The following is a 19,156-nucleotide window of genomic DNA, read 5'->3' as shown; positions in this document are numbered from 1 at the left end:
ATTTCAAATGACAGTTGAGGTGTATGAAGTGAAAGAACTCGTTTTTAATATAGATCGGAGTAGTAATGTTCCAATGTATCAACAAGTTTATGTTTATATAAGGACACAGATATTAACAGGGAAGATTACGCAGTATACGAAACTACCTTCTATTAGACAATTAGCAATGCTTTTGAATGTAAGTAGAAATACAACACAGGTGGCTTATGAACAACTTCTAGCAGAAGGTTATATACGAAGTGAAAGTAAGAAGGGCTATTTTGTGGAGGTAAATATGGCCGAACAATTATTTACATATGAGCCTACTACAGTAACGCATAAACAGAGAAAAAAAGTTGTAAGTGAAACGATTGATTTTAAGATTGGGACGGTTGACAAGAAGAACTTTCCTATTGCAAAGTGGCGAAACTTAACGAATAAAGTTTTAATGGATCCTATTATGTATTCCTATGGGGACAAGCAAGGGGATATGTTGTTAAGGATGGCTATAGCAGATTACTTGTTTCAGTCGAGAGGTGTTAACGCTTCTAGTGAACAAATATTGATTGGCAGCAGTACACAACACTTGTTATTGATTTTGACACTGCTGTTAAAAGAGGAGTTTCAGCAGATAGCTGTAGAAGATCCTGGTTACAATGGGGCAAGAGAGATTTTTTCCTTACAATCATTATTAATTGAACCTATATCTGTTTCTGAAAATGGGGTTGATGTTCGTCAACTTTGGAAAGTAGATGCAAGATTGATATATGTTACACCAACACATCATTTTCCATTTGGATATACAATGCCTGTTAATGAAAGGTTAAAACTGATTCAATGGGCTGAGCGGATTGAGGGATATATTATTGAGGATGATTACGATAGTGAATTTCGCTACATTCATCACCCTGTTCCTTCTTTACAGAGTCTAGATTCCAATGACAGGGTTGTGTATGTAAGCACATTTTCTAAGGCATTATTACCTTCAATCCGTGTAAGTTACATGGTCTTACCGAAACGATTACTTCCTAGGTATGAGAAAATTTCGTCTTTACTAGAACAAACAGCTTCTTCTTTTCATCAAAGAACACTGGCTCACTTTATTTCAGAGGGATATTGGTATGCACATTTGAGGAAAATGAAATCTCTTTATAAACGTAAAATGAAGGTGTTGTGCGAAGAGATAAAGAATCATTTTGATAACTATATAGAAATCAAAGGAGATTCCTCTGGTATTTATGTAGTTATTGAAGTCAAAACTCAAATGAGTGAGAAAGATTTGATAAATAAAGCATCTAACAATGGAATTATTGTTTATCCATGCTCTCAATATTTTATTAAAAACGCACCTAAATATCCGCATATCCAATTAGGTTTGGGAAATTTAAGTGAACATGAAATTAAGGAAGGTGTCTGTAAATTAGCAAAAATATGGATTGGAAAAAATGAAATCTAAATGAAGTAAATAAATTTAATCTCGTTGATTTTCTTTTCTATAGAATTTACTTTTTTCTTTTAGAAAAAAATCACCTCTTAAGATAACGATATCTTCCGAGATGATTTTCATCAAACTTTATTCAAAAGCTACATTTAGCGTTTGAAAATCAAACTGAACAAATGTTTCTATAAAAGGAATAATAAAAAGGAGCCCTCTTCTAATATAAGAGAGCTCCTTTTTTATTATGCACCGACTGTAAACGTCGTCACAAAAGAAGGTCTTGCAAAAATACTCTTTTGTGGCTCGCCGCTTCCGCTTTTCTTCATTATAGAAATATTTGTAAAAAAGTTCGAAGATTATACATAAAGGGTGTGTTTTTTCAAATAATAAATGTACCATCATTTGGAAAGAAGGATGCGTTATGAAGAATACAAAGATGGTCCTTATTGGTTTTGTTTCCATTTTTATATTTGCGATTGTTCTATATAAACTCATTTTATTTACTGGCAGTTATATGATGGATGAAAAGAGACTTGTATTTCATTCTTCATCAAAAATTGTGGATCAGCGCGGAAAAGAAATTACAAAGCTTTATTTGGAAAATCGGGAATTGGTACGTATTGAAGATATTCCTTCATTTGTACAACAAGCTTTTTTAGCTGTTGAAGATGCGCGCTTTTATGAGCATCATGGCATTGACTTTCCTTCTATTGTAAGGGCACTTTATAAAGATGTTCTCGCTGGAGAGAAAGTAGAAGGCGGGAGTACGATTACACAGCAGCTTGTGAAAAATGTCTTTTTATCCCATGAAAAAACGCTGTTTCGCAAAATGAAGGAAGTTGCGATTGCGTTTCACTTGGAACAGAAGTATACGAAGCAGCAGCTTCTTGAGATGTATTTAAATCATATTTATTTTGGACACGGGGCATATGGCATTCAAGCAGCTGCTAAATTTTATTTTAATAAGGAAGTGCAGCAATTAACAGTTGAGGAAGGGACGATGCTGGCCGCTCTTCCGAAAGCGCCAAGTAATTACTCGCCATTTTTGCATCCTGAAAAAAGTAAAGAGCGCCGTGATTTAATTTTATCGTTAATGCATAAGCAAGGATATTTATCAGCAGAAGAAACGGTGGGATATCAAGGGAAAACAATTGCTCTTTATATGAATCAAAATGAGCAGGAGCTTGCGTATATGCCGTACATTGATATGGTAATTGATGAAGCGGCCCGCACTTATGGGTTATCACATCAAGAAGTGCTGCGCGGTGGATATACGTTTGTTGTGGCGATGGATGACAAGATGCAAAAGACAGCATATGAACAATTGCAAAATGTCCGTAATTTTCCGATGCAAGACGATCATATGCAAGGCGCCGCTCTTTTCATGGATAGTAAGACAGGCGGGATAAGAGCGGCAGTTGGAGGAAGGCATTATATTGCGCGTGGATTAAATCGAATTTACGCAAAGCGGCAGCCGGGCTCTGTATTAAAGCCGCTTCTTGTTTATGCACCAGCACTTGAAACGAAAAAATATACACCATATTCTTTATTAACAAATGAACGAGGTTCGTTTGATGGCTATGAACCGCGCAATTACAACGATCAGTATTCGAAAGAAGTAACGATGTATGATGCCCTGCTGCAATCGGCTAATGTTCCAGCTGTATCCCTGCTGCATGAAATTGGATTAGAAGAGGGGAAGCAATATTTGGAAAAAGGGAATATTCACATTCCTGAACATGGTCTTAGTACTGCACTTGGCGGTTTACAAGAAGGAGTTTCCCCATTTGAACTTGTGAAAATGTATCGTGCGTTTGTAGCGGATGGAAAAATCGTTGAACCGCATGTAATTGAGAAAGTGTTAAATCGACACGGAGAAGTAATTGGGCAAGCAACCGATAAAGAAATTAAAGTTTTTTCTAAGCAAACCGCTTGGTATATGACAAGAATGCTTGAAGGTGTTGTAAAAGAAGGGACTGCACAAGATGGTGTATATAAAGGAGCGCTTGCTGGGAAAACAGGAACAACGTCGCTTCCAAATCAAGAAGACGGAGCAAGAGATATTTGGTTTGTTGGGTATACACCTCATATTGTTGGAGCGGTTTGGATGGGATATGATCGCACGGATGATAAACATTATGTGCGTGGAAGCAGTTCTTATCCAACAAAATTATTTAAAACAATTTTAGCAAAAACAAATGTGAAAGCTGATTATACATTTGCACAGCCACGTGGTGTTGAGAACATTGGAGAGCCGATTCGCTTAAGTAAAGTGGACGATTTAGAAGCGAAGTTGACGTTTACTCCGCTTGGTTTGTTTACCGCAAAATTAACATGGAATCAACTTCCTGATAAGAGAGTGCAATATCGAATTTATAAAATAGACAAAGGGAAAGCGACTCATATTGATACAGTAACCGGAAAAGGGGAGTATGAAGTAAAATTTATGAACGTTTTTAAGGTCCCTCGTTTTTACGTTGTACCATTTAATCCGCAAACAAATCGAGAAGGAGAAAAAACAAAACGGGTTAAACCGTAATTTCAGCTTGTGTTATAATGAGAATGTTCTAAAAAAAGCAGAGTATTACCATATGTTTGTGTCAATTTCATGAACATCGTACATAATGTTGTGCATTTTGTTTTCACTAATTGTATAGTAAGAAAAGGTAAAGTGAAGCTTCCAGCGATAGGGATTACATGCTGATGGGAAGCTATCGCCAATCGGGCGCATGCCAGCAGTTCTCCCCCGCTTATCTTCTTTGGATTCCTTACAATTTTGAGGAGGGAGCGGGGGAGGTATTGGCCGTTAATACGGGATAAAAAGGATAGGGTTCGTTAGCTGTATTAGAAAAAGGGGGACAAGGGTTTGGTACGACAAATCAATGAAACATTTTTAAAAGCATGCAGAGGAGAACGCACGGATTATGTACCAGCATGGTATATGCGCCAAGCAGGTCGTTCTCAGCCAGAATACAGAAAGATTAAAGAAAAGTATTCTTTGTTTGAAATTACACATCAACCAGAGCTTTGTGCCTATGTAACGAAGCTGCCTGTTGATCAATATAATGTTGACGCTGCTATTTTATATAAAGATATTATGTCACCGCTTCCATCGATCGGTGTGGACGTAGAGATTAAATCTGGAATCGGACCTGTAATTGATAATCCGATTCGTTCGCTTCAAGATGTCGAAAAATTAGGGGAAATTCACCCAGAAGAAGACGTTTCATATGTGCTTGATACGATTCGCTTATTAACAACGGAAATGCTTGATGTCCCGTTAATCGGATTTTCAGGAGCGCCGTTTACGTTAGCGAGTTATATGATTGAAGGCGGTCCGTCTCGTAATTATCATAAAACGAAAGCGTTTATGTATGCGGAGCCAAAAGCATGGTTTGCGCTAATGGATAAGCTTGCAGATATGACAATTACGTATTTAAAAGCGCAAATTAACGCCGGCGCAAAAGCAATTCAAATTTTCGATTCCTGGGTTGGCACAGTAAGTGTGACGGATTACCGTTTATATATTAAACCAGCAATGGAGCGCATTTTCACAGAGCTTCGTCCGATGAATGTACCACTTATTATGCACGGCGTTGGAGCGAGTCATTTAGCAAATGAATGGCATGATCTGCCGCTTGATGTTGTCGGTTTGGACTGGCGCCTGCCGATTGAAGAGGCGCGTGCTCGCGGCATTCAAAAGGCTGTGCAAGGAAATTTAGACCCATCTATTTTACTTGCACCGTGGAATGTGATTGAAACGCATGTAAAAGCGATTTTAGATGAGGGAATGAAACAGCCAGGTTACGTATTTAACTTAGGACATGGTGTTTTCCCAGAGGTGAATCCAGAAACGTTAAAACAGATGACTGCATTCATACATGACTATTCAAGAGAACAGTTGGCGAAGTAAAGGAGAAGCCCATATGAAAAAGAAAATCGGTTTACTTGTGATGGCATATGGAACGCCGTATAAAGAAGAGGATATCGAACGTTATTATACACACATTCGCCGCGGCAAAACGCCAAGTGTGGAAATGTTAGAAGACTTAACAGAACGATACAGAGCAATTGGCGGGATTTCGCCTCTTGCGAAGATCACACTTGAACAAGCGGAAAAGTTAGAAGCATATTTAAATGAAATGCAAGATGACGTGGAGTTTAAAATGTATCTCGGCTTAAAACATATTGAGCCATTTATTGAAGATGCTGTGAAGAAGATGCACGAAGATGGAATTGAAGATGCAATTGCGATCGTTCTTGCGCCGCACTATTCTACTTTCAGCGTGAAGTCTTATATCGGACGAGCACAAGAAGAAGCTGATAAACTTGGCGGCTTACAAATTCACGGTATTGATAGTTGGTATAAAGAACCAAAATTTATTGATTATTGGGTGAACCAAGTGAAAGCAATATATGAAAAGATGACAGCTGATGAACGTGAACAAGCGGTCCTTATCGTATCTGCACATAGTTTACCGGAGAAAATCATTACACTTGGAGATCCGTATCCAGAGCAATTAAGTGAAACGGCTGATTATATTGCACGCGGAGCTGGAGTAGAAAACTATGCAATAGGCTGGCAAAGTGCTGGTAATACGCCAGATCCATGGCTTGGGCCGGATGTACAGGATTTAACACGCCAGTTGCATGAGAAATATGGATACACATCCTTTGTATATGCACCCGTTGGCTTTGTTGCTGATCATTTAGAAGTATTATATGACAATGACATTGAATGTAAAATTGTCACAGAAGAAATTCAAGCAAACTATTATCGCCCAGAAATGCCAAATGCAAAGGCCCCATTTATTTCTTGTTTAGCAGATGTTGTCATGAAAAAGTGGAGTGCAGTTTCATAAAGCAGGGAAGGAGGAAGCAGTCGTGAAAAAGAAGATAGTGATTATAGGCGGCGGGATTTCCGGCTTAACAACAGCATATTACTTGCAAAAAGAAATTCGGGAACAAAGTTTGCCGATTGACACAATGCTTATTGAAGCATCAGGAAGGCTTGGCGGGAAAATTAAAACATTTAGAAAAGATGGATATACAATTGAACGTGGCCCGGATTCGTTCTTAGAACGGAAAGAGAGTGCGGCAAGGTTAGCACGTGAATTACAACTTGGTGATCAACTTGTGAATAATGCAACAGGGAAATCGTTTGTACTTGTGAATAATCGATTGCACAGCATTCCAAGTGGTTCGATGATGGGAATTCCAACGCAAATTACACCATTTGTATTTTCCGGGTTGTTTTCTCCTATCGGAAAGCTCCGTGCAGGACTTGACTTTGTACTGCCTCGTTCTAAACCGGTATCAGATCAATCGCTCGGTCAATTTTTCCGTCGCCGTTTAGGAAATGAAGTAGTTGAAAATTTGATTGAGCCATTGTTATCAGGTATTTATGCTGGTGATATTGATCAGATGAGTTTAATGGCAACGTTCCCGCAGTTCTATCAAGTAGAGCAAAAGTATCGCAGCATTTCGCTCGGTATGCGTACATTGGCACCGAAACAGCCAAAGGATGCAAAGGCAAAAACAAAAGGAATCTTTTTAACGTTAAAAACAGGTTTACAATCTATTGTTGATGGGATTGAAGAGCGATTAGAAGATGGAACAGTTATGAAAGGGACGCGTGTTGAAAAAATCATAAAGATCGATGACCGCTATAACATTACGCTTAGCAATGGAAAACAAATAGAAGCAGATGCAGTTGTAATGGCCGCATCTCACAAATGGCTGCCATCGATGTTTTCTCAGTATAAACAGTTCCACTTCTTCCGTAACATTCCATCAACATCAGTTGCGAATGTAGCATTAGCATTTCCAAAAGAAGCGATTCAGCGTGACATTGAAGGAACGGGGTTTCTTGTGTCACGCAATAGTGATTTTACGATTACAGCATGTACGTGGACACATAAAAAATGGCCGCATACAACGCCAGAAGGAAAAGTACTCCTGCGCTGTTACGTTGGGCGTCCCGGTGATGAAGCAATTGTGGAACAAACAGATGAAGAAATGGTTCGCGTCGTGTTAGAAGACTTGCAAAAGACAATGGATATAACAGCTGAGCCAGAATTTGCAGTTGTTAGCCGCTGGAAAGAAGCGATGCCGCAATATACAGTTGGTCATCAACAGCGTATGAAAACGTTAAAGCAGTTCATGAACGAAGAATTACCGGGTATTTACTTAGCAGGAAGCTCGTATGCCGGTGCTGGATTGCCAGATTGTATTGATCAAGGCGAAGCTGCCGTAAAGTATGTATTGTCTTATTTAGAACAAACAAATCAAAAAGAGTTAATGGCGTAATAAGAGGAGCATCCCTTTGGAGAAGGGATGCTTTTTGTAGTTGTATGGTGTCTCTATTATATTTTTTATCTAATTATAAATCCTTTTTTGCGTATATGTTTAGAGATATAATCATTGAAACAACCCCAATGACTAGCGAAATGAAGCAAGGGGCCCATGCTTGAATGATTTGTGGAAATGTAATTGTAAAATGAATATGATTCGATTGTATTCCCTTTATAAGAGTAGGGAGGAGAAATGGCGTTAAAAAGATAACAAAAAAAGAAATGAGTTTTGTTTTGTCATAACCAAATTTAAATTGAACAGGGATTAGTATTCCAAATAGTATACTAAGAATTAAAAACGTTATTCCAAGGGTATGAATGTTTAATGTTTCTATGCCGGATGGAACAATAATAGATGTGATAATATGAATCATGACGATAGAAATGAAAATTACAAAAATAAAGAGATATTTTGCCTTTACAAATGCACTTCTTGTATATGGAGTCGCACAAAGCAAAGCCGCTCCTTTATATTTATCTTCAAATTTAGATACTGTACCAAACAAAATATACTCCACTAGAATTGTTGTTAAGAGGAAGCTGACTAGACCGCCGTCGCCTATTTGTGAAGAAATATAAATAGGAGCAATGGCAGTAAAAATGAATAAGACTAAGCAATACTTTTTAATTAGCATAAAATCTTTTATTACAAGGTTAATTAGCATTGTTATTACCTCCGATATAAGTAAGCATAATGTCTTCTATCGTTGGTCTTTCCATCAATACATCAGGCATAGTGCGCCGTACTTCCTCTTTTTTATTTGTAATCCCTTCAAATCCGTACTTTGATTGATGTAAAGTTAAAAAAAGTTTTTGAGTTTGTTCATTAATGAAGTGATTGTCTCCTTTTACTAGTGCATGTGTATCTATCAACTCATCTTTCCCTTCATTAAGTAAGATTCTACCGTCATCAATTAAGATGATCATGTCGGCGATTTTATCCAAATCAGAGGTGATATGAGTTGAAAAAAACACACTTTTTCCAGGCTTCTTCACAAAGTCGAGGAGAATATCCATCAATTCCCTTCGTACTAATGGATCTAAGCCACTTGTTGGTTCATCCATAATCAATAAATCTGCATGGTGGGAGAGTGCTAAAGCAACTGCATACTTCATTCGCATGCCTTTTGATAAGGTGGAAATTTTCTGATCTAAATTTAAATGAAACTGTTTTATGTAAGCTAAGAAAATTGATTCGTCCCATTCAGTGTAGCTAGGGGCAATCACATTTTTCATTTCTTTCAATGTTAACTCTTCATAGAAATATCCCTCATCTAATACAATACCAATCTTGTTTTTTGCCTTTCTTTCAATATCATCCATATTTTTGCCTAGAAAATTGATTTTTCCAGATTCCTTCAAAATGAGGCCTAAGATTGCTTTAATCGTGGTGGTTTTCCCAGAACCGTTAATACCGATAAAGCCTGTAATACAGTCTTCATGTAGTGAAAACGAAATGTTTTTTAAGGAAAAATGGTCATAAGCTTTATTTAAGTTGTTAACCTCTAAAACAGGGTTCACTTTTCATTCTCCTCCTCTAAAATTAAGTCCAGCATCGAATGAAGATCATCTTTATTTATTCCTAAATTTTGAGCCATTTTACAGACTTCTGTTAGCTTAACTTCCACCATGTGACGCTTAGATTCCATTAACATCTCTAAATTTTCAGGTGCCACATAGGATCCTTTACCAACTCTAGTAATAATAAATCCTTCAGCTTCTAGCTCAGCATAGACCCTTTTCGTAGTGAGGACACTCACATGTAGATCGCTGGCCAATGAACGGATTGAAGGAAGTTGTTCTCCTTCTTTAAGTTCATTATTAAAAATGGAAGTTTTAATCTGATCTTTTATCTGCTGGTATAAAGGCTGATCTGATACATTGTTTAAGATAATTTTCATTAGACACCCTCTTTGTTAATAATTGTTATGGTTAAACATACACATCATACACACCATGCACACTTAATAGTATAAATTACTATGATTGGAATAACAAGAGATTGTAGTGCAAAGGTTACTTGAATACAAAAAATTTAATTGGCTGATAGGAAGTTAATTTTTTGTAAATTTATATATAAATATAATGTCCTTTATAAAGAACTCTGCTATGATAGACATGCTAGGCATTGAGAAAAACATGTAGGGGGAGGATTTCTTTGAAAAAACTAGCAATTATCTTTTTTTCATTTGTATTTGTTTTACTAGCAGTGGATATTGTAGCAAAGGCCGAACAGGAACAAGTGTTAACTGTCGATGAAGCAATTCAGTTGTTTCAGCAGCAAGGTAAGAAACAAGCAGCTGTAGAAGGGTATATTGTTGGATACACACAAAATGCAGGTAAATATACGAAAGAACCAGCGAAATTTGGAGATACAAACGTTGCAATTGCCGCTTCTCCAGATGAAGTGAACGCTGATAAAATTATGCCTGTTCAGCTGCCGATAGGTGAAGTTCGTAAAGCAGTGAATGTAAAAGATCATCCAGAAAATATGGGGAAAAAAGTGCGTCTAACAGGTACGTTAGATAGTTATTTTAGTAGCCCAGGACTAAAGGCGGTTACAGCTTATGCGTTTCAAGATAAAGAAACTCAAAAAGTAAGCGATGTCATTGCTAGTCCAAACGGTGGCGAAGTAGAAAAGGGAACAGCAGTAACATTATCAACTAGAGCAGAAGGTGCTACCATCTATTACACGTTAGATGGGTCAAATCCAACGTCTCAAAGTATTCGCTATAATGAACAAATTATACTGAATGAAAATAGTGTCATTAAAGCAATTGCTGTGAAAGAGGGATTTGAAAATTCTAATATCGCGACATTCTCGTTTACAATGATAAAAAATGAACCAGTTCGTATTCACGATATTCAAGGGAAATCTCATATTTCTTCTTATAATGGAAAAGATGTGAAAGCGGTTACTGGTATTGTGACACAAGTAGATAAATCTGGATTTTATATGCAAGACCCGCAATCTGATGAAGATCCAGCTACGTCAGAAGGGATTTATGTTTATAAAAAAGATAGCGGCGTAAAAGTAGGTGATCTCGTTTCTGTCGATGGACAAGTGGAAGAGTTTATCGGACAAGGATATGCAGATCGTTTTGATACAGATTTATCGATTACAGAAATTAAAGCAAAGTACGTTATCGTGAAAGAGAGTAATCAAAAATTACCTGAAGCAGTTGTATTAGGGGAAAATGGTGTGAAAATACCAGATACAATTATTGATAATGATGGATTTGGCATTTTCGATCCAGCAGAAGATGCAATTGATTTTTATGAAAGTTTAGAAGGCATGCTTGTAACAGTGCCGCAGCCAAAAGTCGTTGGACCGCAAAAAAATGGTAATTTATATGTAACAACTGCGAATGGCAGCCAGAAAGTAACGACAAAATTCGGAACGCCGCTGCTGAAAGCTGACAATGCAAATCCAGAGCGCCTCTCTATTAAAGTTGCACGTAATTATGTAGCAAAATCAGGGGATCAACTTCTTGGAGATGTAACGGGTATCGTTGGTTATGATTACGGAAATTATCGCATTTCCCCAATTGCAGAGCTTCCAGCACTGCAAGACGGCGGATTTAAACAACTTGGTGCAAACATTCAACCGCGCCTTGATAAACTAACAATTGCAACATATAATATTGAGAACTTCTCAGCGAATAAAAAAGAAACGTCCGATGAGAAAGTAAGACGTCTTGCTTACGCTATTAAATACAATTTAAAAATGCCAGATATTATTGGTGTTCAAGAAATGCAAGATAACAATGGAACAATGAATGATGGCACAACAGATGCATCGCTTAGTGCAAAGCGCTTAATTGATGCGATTCAAGAAATTCGCGGACCAAAGTATGAGTATGTAGAAATTGCACCAGAAAATAATAAAGATGGCGGTGCGCCAGGAGCGAATATTCGCGTTGGTTTCTTCTATAATCCATCTCGCGTGAAATTAGCACAAAAACCAGTTTTACTTGAGAAAAACGTTGTACGAATTGGACAAAATAATGCATTATTTGACGACACACGTAAGCCGTTAGCTGCTGAGTTTACATTCCAAGGGCAAAATATCGTTGTTATTTCCAATCATTTAAACTCTAAATTAGGAGATGCATCGCCATTTGGAAAAATCCAGCCGCTTGTATTAAAAAGTGAAGCAAAACGCGTGCAGCTTGCTGAGGAAGTAAATGGTTTCGTAAAAGGCATTCAAGGACGACATGCAAACGCACCGGTTGTTGCCCTTGGCGATATGAACGACTTCGACTTCTCAAAACCAATGCAAGCATTAAAAGGCGACATTATGAAAGAAATGCTTGAAACAGTTCCACAAGAAAATCGTTACACATATATTCATGATGGAAATGCACAAGTATTAGATCACATTTTCGTAACGAATAACATTGCACCGCATACAATTGTTGATCCAGTTCATTTAAATTCAAACGTTATGGAAGAACACGGTCGTATGAGTGACCATGATCCAGTGCTTGCGCAAATTGATTTAAAGAAAGCTTCGTAATAAGCAAAACTGCGTTCAACGGGCTTGCATTGCCTGGTAAGTGAAAATGCACCCTATAAAATGGACAGTTTAATAAAAGGCCTTAGAACTTAAGCGCATAAAAGATGGTTTCGATGTTGTATCGGATCCATCTTTTTTAATTTTTTTGTCTCAATTACTGGCCTTGGTCGCACTGTTTCAATCGATTATGGATCAGATATTGGAGTGGTGGGCACGTTTTCAAATATTTAATATTCACCAAAATAATAAGGTGTTCTAAAATGTGAAGGCAATTTGTTGATTATTGTTTTTTTCTTTGCTCTTACACAAAGTAGTTTAGCTTACAAAAAGCCCAATGCACAATAATATATTTCTATATTAGGGGGTACCGTCCGCATTTTAACGAAAATATACGCTAAGCAAAATTTGGCATGAAAAAGCGTTGATTTTACTAATCTAAGAAAATCAACTAATCTCAAAAATGTCGGTAGTATTTGAGACAAATACACTTTAACGTAAAAAAAGCTAAAAATAGCTTAAATGGCGTCTCAAAACTTATCTTTAAATTAAAATCAAAATCCCAATTGAAATCATGCTATTGGTTTTTGAAAATCTCTTAGCGTATAAAAACATTAAAATGTGCGTGCTACCCCTTTTTAAATTTCTGTTCAATCTTATCATGTATTGATTCGATTTTTTCAGGCAACACAAATAAATATTCGATAAGGACTTCTAATAATTCTGTTACTAAAGTTATTGTTTCATCATCAATTTCCCGTTTCAATTCAAGCATTTCATAAAAAGAACCGTCCGGATGAACGAGGTAGCCAACATCTTGAATCTGTTTCGTTAAATCGATATAGTTTGGCAATTGCTCAAATTGCTGGGAAAGAGACAGCCCATTACTATCCTCTCCAAGAAAATGTTTGAGGACACTTTCAAGAACTCGTTTTGACATTACTGCAGCAGCAGAATTATCTTTTGACTGACTGACATTTAAAGCAGAGCGATATGCCCTGACAAGGTCTATAGGGATATGTTTATTGCGTTCGAGCTGGTCCAAAGGATCTCTTAAATCCGAAGGACTATAAATATAAACTTCTAATTCTCTATTTAATCGATTCGAATTAAACATAAGCACAAATTCTGATGGCTTTTTACATTCAGAACAAATCCCTTCTGCGAATAATCCTCTTTTTGTAACTTGATAATAATTCGTTTTCAACGTAAATTCACTTGATTTACCGCATTTAGGACACTGACTTTTAACATTTTTCGGCACCTTTAAATACCCATACTGGGTATGAGACAAAATGGCCCCTGGCAATATTCTCCTCATTTAAACCTCCTAAAAACTCAACCCTAATACGTAACTTATATAAATATTTCTGGTGACGATTCAGTCACCTCATGAAAATATAAGATAGTTAGAATATGTTTACCTGTTTTATCACAAGATGTAGTGGTATCGCAGAGTAGTTATTATTTCTGTATAGTTTATAATTGGTAATACCAATTTTTAAAGTTATACAAAAAGTATAACTTTAAAAATTATAATTGCAATCTATAATATGTGGAAATAATGGTTTTTTTTAAAAGTAGAGTATCACCATAAATGCCCACACTAAACGTATAAGCTAAGCAATTTCGATATGAAAAAACGTCGATTTTACTATTCTAAGTTTAGTATTGTTTCCAGTATAACGAGGTGGTGGTGGGCAACAACGTACAAAAACCCCGAATCAGGGACATGATTCGGGGTGCAGTTCACATAAGAAGAACGAGTGAGGTTCTTTTTATTTTTCAATATATAATTTGTTATGTTGAATACAAAAATACTCATTCTGCACGAAAAGGTAGCAGCAATTTATCTGCAAGGTACAAACTTCCATGAGCTAGGTTTTTGCGTTTTTTCACCTAGTACAATCCAACTTTTTTCTGCATTTACATTTTCATAATTTAATGGATAACCATCTGTAAAGATATTATATTCTGTAGGGTTATTCGGATTAATTTGAATTTTAAAGTCAGCTAAACTATCAGATTTTTGAGCAAGGTGAACCCAACTAGAATACTTAGACCAATTTAAATATTGATATTCATTATAATTCGAGTTCTTCATGTGAAGATATACGCTCTCACCATGGTGCAATTTTGCGTCATTTTCTTTGTAAAATTCAAATTCTATAGGTGTACCAGATTGTGTATTATTATTTCCATTTGCAAGTAGCACATAATCGTAACGAGTTCCTGCATACCATTTAAATGTTAAACCTTGATAAGGAGATTCACTTGGTACGATATAATAGTTTTTCCCTGCTTCTACGACATTTCCTTCTGCATCATAGATTAATGCCTTCTCTATACTTGGAGCCTGCTCATTTTTAGCAAAAGTTTTAAACCAAAGATTTAAGAAACCTGCTGTATTGCGCTGAGCTGCTGTTAAGCTTCGCTGCACAGCAGGGATAACCATCTCTTGCCACAATTGTTCTTTACCACTATTGTAATACTTCAATGTATTATCATTAGTGATATTCTGGATTTCAGGTTTAGCTATCTTTGCTACATAATCAATCCATTCTTCAGGTTTAGTGAAAGAATCGTTATAATTCCCGCCAGTATTGACTGCAAATTGATCTTGAATGGTTGTCACATAATTTTCAAAGGCACTATGATATTTGATAGCCCTTGTATCAATTGCGGTAAAATTTGCTGCATGCATAGGTTGTGTAGCATCTGTAAGATAATGCGTGGCTACTCCTAAATAATAGAAAGCTTTTTCATAGTCTTTATTTCGAAAATGTTCTCCAGATTCATAAAAGTATTTCTTTCCTTGTGTAAGAGCTGTTGGATCTGTTTCTCCTCTATAATTTTTCTGAGTATCAGGATCATAAAAGTGAGACTTCCATCCACCTTTGAAAATTCCGCCGATTCCTAACCCGCCATCGTTAAATTCAGAATTATAATCTGCATCATATAATCCTTTTGAAAATAAATCTTTATATTGCGGGAAATTTAAGAAGTCTACAGCCTGTTTATTTATTTCCACATTAGATTCTGTTTTCATAATTTCAATAGCTTGTTTTGCAATCCATAAATGTGTACTTTTATCAGAATGATACGGAGCCTCTGCAGACCATTTTTCAGCAATGGGATCATTCTCATTTAAATCAATTTGATCGAGATGAGCATAACTATGTTGAGGGAATGCTCCTAAAATGCTTAAAGTCGTTCCAGCTATACATAGTGTTGATATAATTTTTTTCATTTTATCTTCCTTTCTAACTATAACATTATAATAATCATTATATATAAAATAATAGTTATTTCAATATTTCTATGTACAATTCTTTTGTTTTTTCCTACATTGACACTTTTTTGTTACAATGTAATAAGAAATAAAACTTGAAAAAGTTGGGAAGCTATGGTAATATCATAAACGTACTATATGACCGGAATGTTCAAATGGTCATTTTGGAGGTGAAAACATGGCAATTGATCGAAAACGAGCAATTATTGAAGCAGCAACAAAATCTTTTTCTGCGTTTGGTTATAAAGCAACTACGATGGATCAAGTTGCAAAGCTTGCGAATGTTGGGAAAGGAACAATTTATACGTTTTTCAAAAATAAGGAAGAGCTGTTTGGTGAAATTATTTCCAATTTAATTACAGAAATGAAGCAAGTAGCAGAAATGACAATTGATTCAAATGAACCATTTTTTGAAAACGTACATCGTGCTTTATATAGTATTTTAGAGTTTCGAAAAGACCATCAACTGATGATTAAGCTCATTCAAGAAGAGCGAGATATGGGAACAAAAGAAGTGCAGGATGTGATGAGACAACTGGATTCTACAATTATTACATTTATTAAATCACGCCTTGAAGATGCCATTGCCAAAGGTGAGATTATGGAATGTGATCCAGAAATTACTGCATTTATCATGGTTCGTTTGTATATATCTCTCATTTTTGACTGGGAAAAACATCATGAACCGTTAGAAAAAGAGCATATTGCTGAGCTTTTTGAATTATATTTATTAAAGGGATTGTCAAAATAAGATAATCCTCTTATTATTATAAAATATGACCAATTGAATGATTTGGTCATAAGTTAGTGAAAGGGGGAATTGTAAGAAGATAGCAGCACATACGAGAGGATGATTTGGTCGTTATTTTCTTCTTTTTTTTACAAAAAATGACCAAATGAACAAAATGGTCAACAATTTAAAGGGGGGAGTAAACAATGCGAGGATTGAAACTGCTTGGAAAAGAGTTTGCTACGATCATCAGAAGCAAAAAAATCTTAATTCCAATAATTGCAGTCTTATTTATTCCAGTATTGTACGCTGGTATGTTCTTATGGGCGTTTTGGGATCCATATAAACAATTAGATGATTTACCAGTTGCAGTTGTAAACCTTGATGAAGGTGTAGTGTATAATGGAAAACCGATTGAAGCTGGTAAAGAACTTGTTGATAACTTGAAAGAAAAAGAGGGTTTCAAATGGGAGTTTGTCAGCGAGAAAACAGCAAAAAAAGGAATGGACGATCGTAAATACTACATGACGGTCCGCATCCCAAGTGACTTTTCTAAAAATACAACAACATTGTTGGATGCAAACCCTAAAAAATCAAAACTAGAGTACATTCCAAATGAAAGCTTAAACTTCTTATCCTCACAAATTGGTGGATCAGCCATTGAAAAAATTAAAAGCGAAGTATCAGCTACAGTAACGAAAACATATGCTGAGACAATGTTTGATTCATTAAAAGATGTATCGAAAGGCTTTGCGGATGCAAGTGATGGGGCTGGTCAGATTCATGATGGATCAGGGAAAATTACAGATGGAATAGGCCAGTTATCTGGGAAGGCTAATGATGGATTGAATCAATTATCAGATGGTTCACAGAAAATTACAAATGGCTTAGGTGAGTTGAATAGTAAAGTAAGTGCAATGCCAGGTGGGGTGAACCAGTTATTAGGAGGTTCACAGAAAATTACAAATGGCTTAGGTGAGTTGAATAGTAAAGTAAGTGCAATGCCAGGTGGGGTGAATCAGTTATTAGGCGGTTCACAGAAAATTACAAATGGCTTAGGTGAATTAAATAGTAAAGTAAGCGGCATGCCAGATGGGGTGAATCAGTTATTAGGTGGTTCACAGAAAATTACAAATGGCTTAGGTGAATTAAATAGTAAAGTAAGCGGCATGCCAGATGGAGTGAATCAGTTATTAGGTGGTTCACAACAAATTACAGGTGGCCTAAATGAACTAATTAATCCTGAAGGGAAATTGCAATCAAATTTAGGTCAGTTATTAGGTGGTTCGCAACAAATTACAGATGGATTAAAGGGTGCTCAAAAAGGTGCACAAGATATAAGTTCAGGAGCCTCTGGACTTTCGCAAGGGGTATCTGAATGGAAGAAACAAGCAGATACACTAAGTGGTGTTGCGCAACAGACAGCCGGAGGGGCTCAACAAGTTTCAAAAAACTTAGCGGATTTAAATAAACAAATTGAAAATTTACCAGAAGAATATAGAAAACAATTACAGCCCACTGTTCAAGCAATAATGGCCGGTAGTGAACAAGTTTCTAAAGGTACAGCAGGAGTTGCGCAAGGCGTACAAGGTTTAGCTGGAGAAAAAGGTGCTAAAAAAATTGAAGCCGGAGCAACAAAACTTGCAAGTGGAGCAGATAGATTAGACAAAGAAGGAATAAGTCCATTAGCAGAGGGATCAAGAAAAATCACAGGTGGTCTAGGCCAGTTAGTAGATTCAAAAGGGGAATTCCAAACTGGCTTAAATAAATTGGCAAATGGGTCAGGACAGCTCACAGGTGGTTTAAATACCTTAGCGGATAGTGCGGGTCCATTAGCAAACGGAGTAAATGCTTTATATGCAGGCTCAGGAAAAATCACAGGTGGTTTAAATACCTTAGCAGGTAGTGCAGGCCCACTAGCAAACGGAGTAAATGCTTTATATGACGGCTCAGGAAAAATCACAGGCGGACTAGGACAATTCGTAGATCCAAAAGGAGATTTCCAAAATGGGCTAACTAGTTTAAAAGACGGTTCTGGAAAAATCACAGACGGTTCAAAAGAACTAGCAACAAAACTCGGCGAAGGTGCTGAGAAAACAAGTGAAACAAAAGGCGATGAGAACAAATATGATATGTTCGCTAGTCCGGTGAAAGTGAAAACTGAGAAAATGGCAGAAGTTCCAAACTACGGAACAGGCTTTACACCGTACTTCTTATCTCTTGGTTTATTCGTTGGGGCATTGTTATTATCTATCGTGTTCCCGTTACGCGAAACAGTTGGTATACCGAAATCAGGATTTAGCTGGTTTATTAGTAAGTTTGGGGTACTACTTGCAGTTGGTGTGATTCAAGCGCTTGTGGCGGATGTAGTATTACTGTCTTGGTTAGATATTGAAGTACAAAGTGTTTCGTACTTCGTATTGTTTAGTATTATTACAAGTTTATCGTTTATTGCGTTAGTTCAATTTTTAGTAACGACTTTCGGTGATGCAGGACGCTTTATTGCGATCTTGACATTGATTTTACAGTTAACAACAAGTGCGGGTACATTCCCACTTGAGTTAATTCCGAAACCGCTGCAAGTATTTAACGCATGGTTCCCGATGACATATTCTGTATCAGGACTTAAAGCAGTTATTTCAAGCGGAGACTTCAGCTATATGTGGCAAAACGCAGGTATTTTAATGATCTTCATTGTTCTGTTATCACTTGGAACAATTGGTACATTAACTTGGATGCATAAGCGTCAATATGGGAAATTTTCTGACGCAGAATAATTGATAAATCCTAAAGGCTTGTAGCCTTTAGGATTTTTTATGTTATGGAAAGTGAGTTGTGGTTCACCGTC

The 19,156-nt window shown here is 36.6% G+C and carries 13 protein-coding genes; 8 read left to right on the top strand and 5 right to left on the bottom strand.

All coding sequences use genetic code 11. The features are described from left to right. Positions 1-28 precede the first annotated feature (28 nt). From BM350_RS08725 to hemY, 5 genes are all read left to right on the top strand, one after another. Positions 29-1,435, top strand: coding sequence for a MocR-like pyridoxine biosynthesis transcription factor PdxR (locus BM350_RS08725; RefSeq protein ID WP_090915632.1), 1,407 nt, complete (start codon positions 29-31; stop codon positions 1,433-1,435). Between the two features lie 403 nt (positions 1,436-1,838). Then, complete coding sequence (locus tag BM350_RS08720; RefSeq protein WP_090915633.1) at positions 1,839-3,956, top strand: transglycosylase domain-containing protein; 2,118 nt, start codon at positions 1,839-1,841, stop codon at positions 3,954-3,956. Between the two features lie 327 nt (positions 3,957-4,283). After that, positions 4,284-5,330 (top strand): uroporphyrinogen decarboxylase, encoded by a 1,047-nt coding sequence (gene hemE, locus BM350_RS08715; protein ID WP_090915635.1) that lies wholly within the window; start codon positions 4,284-4,286, stop codon positions 5,328-5,330. Between the two features lie 13 nt (positions 5,331-5,343). Then, a complete protein-coding gene (gene hemH / locus BM350_RS08710; RefSeq protein ID WP_090915637.1) occupies positions 5,344-6,279 on the top strand; it encodes a ferrochelatase in 936 nt (311 codons plus the stop codon). Between the two features lie 22 nt (positions 6,280-6,301). Then, positions 6,302-7,726: a protoporphyrinogen oxidase gene (hemY, locus tag BM350_RS08705; protein ID WP_090915639.1), complete on the top strand. Its 1,425-nt coding sequence runs from the start codon at positions 6,302-6,304 to the stop codon at positions 7,724-7,726. A 73-nt stretch (positions 7,727-7,799) separates the two neighbouring features. Here hemY and BM350_RS08700 read toward each other — a convergent pair whose 3' ends face one another. Genes BM350_RS08700 through BM350_RS08690 form a run of 3 tightly spaced genes read right to left on the bottom strand, consistent with a single transcriptional unit; the run spans position 7,800 to position 9,671 of the window. Further along, the gene (locus tag BM350_RS08700) at positions 7,800-8,435 is read right to left on the bottom strand and encodes an ABC-2 transporter permease (RefSeq protein ID WP_090915641.1); all 636 of its coding nucleotides are present in this window, start codon (positions 8,433-8,435) and stop codon (positions 7,800-7,802) included. Then, positions 8,425-9,291 (bottom strand): ABC transporter ATP-binding protein, encoded by an 867-nt coding sequence (locus BM350_RS08695; RefSeq protein ID WP_090915642.1) that lies wholly within the window; start codon positions 9,289-9,291, stop codon positions 8,425-8,427. The genes BM350_RS08700 and BM350_RS08695 overlap by 11 nt, the downstream gene beginning before the upstream one ends. Continuing rightward, the gene (locus tag BM350_RS08690; RefSeq protein WP_090915644.1) at positions 9,288-9,671 is read right to left on the bottom strand and encodes a GntR family transcriptional regulator; all 384 of its coding nucleotides are present in this window, start codon (positions 9,669-9,671) and stop codon (positions 9,288-9,290) included. The genes BM350_RS08695 and BM350_RS08690 overlap by 4 nt, the downstream gene beginning before the upstream one ends. A 251-nt stretch (positions 9,672-9,922) precedes the next feature. Here BM350_RS08690 and BM350_RS08685 point away from each other — a divergent pair, with 251 nt between their 5' ends. Then, positions 9,923-12,289, top strand: coding sequence for a DUF6359 domain-containing protein (locus BM350_RS08685; protein WP_139207670.1), 2,367 nt, complete (start codon positions 9,923-9,925; stop codon positions 12,287-12,289). A gap of 625 nt (positions 12,290-12,914) precedes the next feature. Here BM350_RS08685 and BM350_RS08680 read toward each other — a convergent pair. Together BM350_RS08680 and BM350_RS08675 are read right to left on the bottom strand one after the other, a co-directional pair. Continuing rightward, on the bottom strand, positions 12,915-13,607 hold the full coding sequence (locus BM350_RS08680) for a hypothetical protein (protein ID WP_090915648.1): 693 nt from the start codon (positions 13,605-13,607) through the stop codon (positions 12,915-12,917). Positions 13,608-14,135: 528 nt separating this feature from the next. Beyond that, positions 14,136-15,536: a zinc dependent phospholipase C family protein gene (locus tag BM350_RS08675; RefSeq protein ID WP_090915649.1), complete on the bottom strand. Its 1,401-nt coding sequence runs from the start codon at positions 15,534-15,536 to the stop codon at positions 14,136-14,138. Between the two features lie 220 nt (positions 15,537-15,756). Between BM350_RS08675 and BM350_RS08670 the strand changes: the two genes are divergently transcribed. Both BM350_RS08670 and BM350_RS08665 read left to right on the top strand, forming a co-directional pair. Further along, complete coding sequence (locus BM350_RS08670; protein ID WP_090915651.1) at positions 15,757-16,329, top strand: TetR/AcrR family transcriptional regulator; 573 nt, start codon at positions 15,757-15,759, stop codon at positions 16,327-16,329. A 185-nt stretch (positions 16,330-16,514) separates the two neighbouring features. Continuing rightward, positions 16,515-19,085 carry a YhgE/Pip domain-containing protein gene (locus BM350_RS08665; protein ID WP_090948225.1) on the top strand — a complete coding sequence of 857 codons (2,571 nt, stop codon included), beginning with the start codon at positions 16,515-16,517 and terminating at the stop codon, positions 19,083-19,085. Positions 19,086-19,156 lie beyond the last annotated feature (71 nt).

This window comes from Bacillus sp. 103mf, from assembly GCF_900116295.1.
Taxonomy (GTDB): domain Bacteria; phylum Bacillota; class Bacilli; order Bacillales; family Bacillaceae_G; genus Bacillus_A; species Bacillus_A bruguierae.
This window is presented reverse-complemented; position numbering and strand designations above follow the sequence as displayed.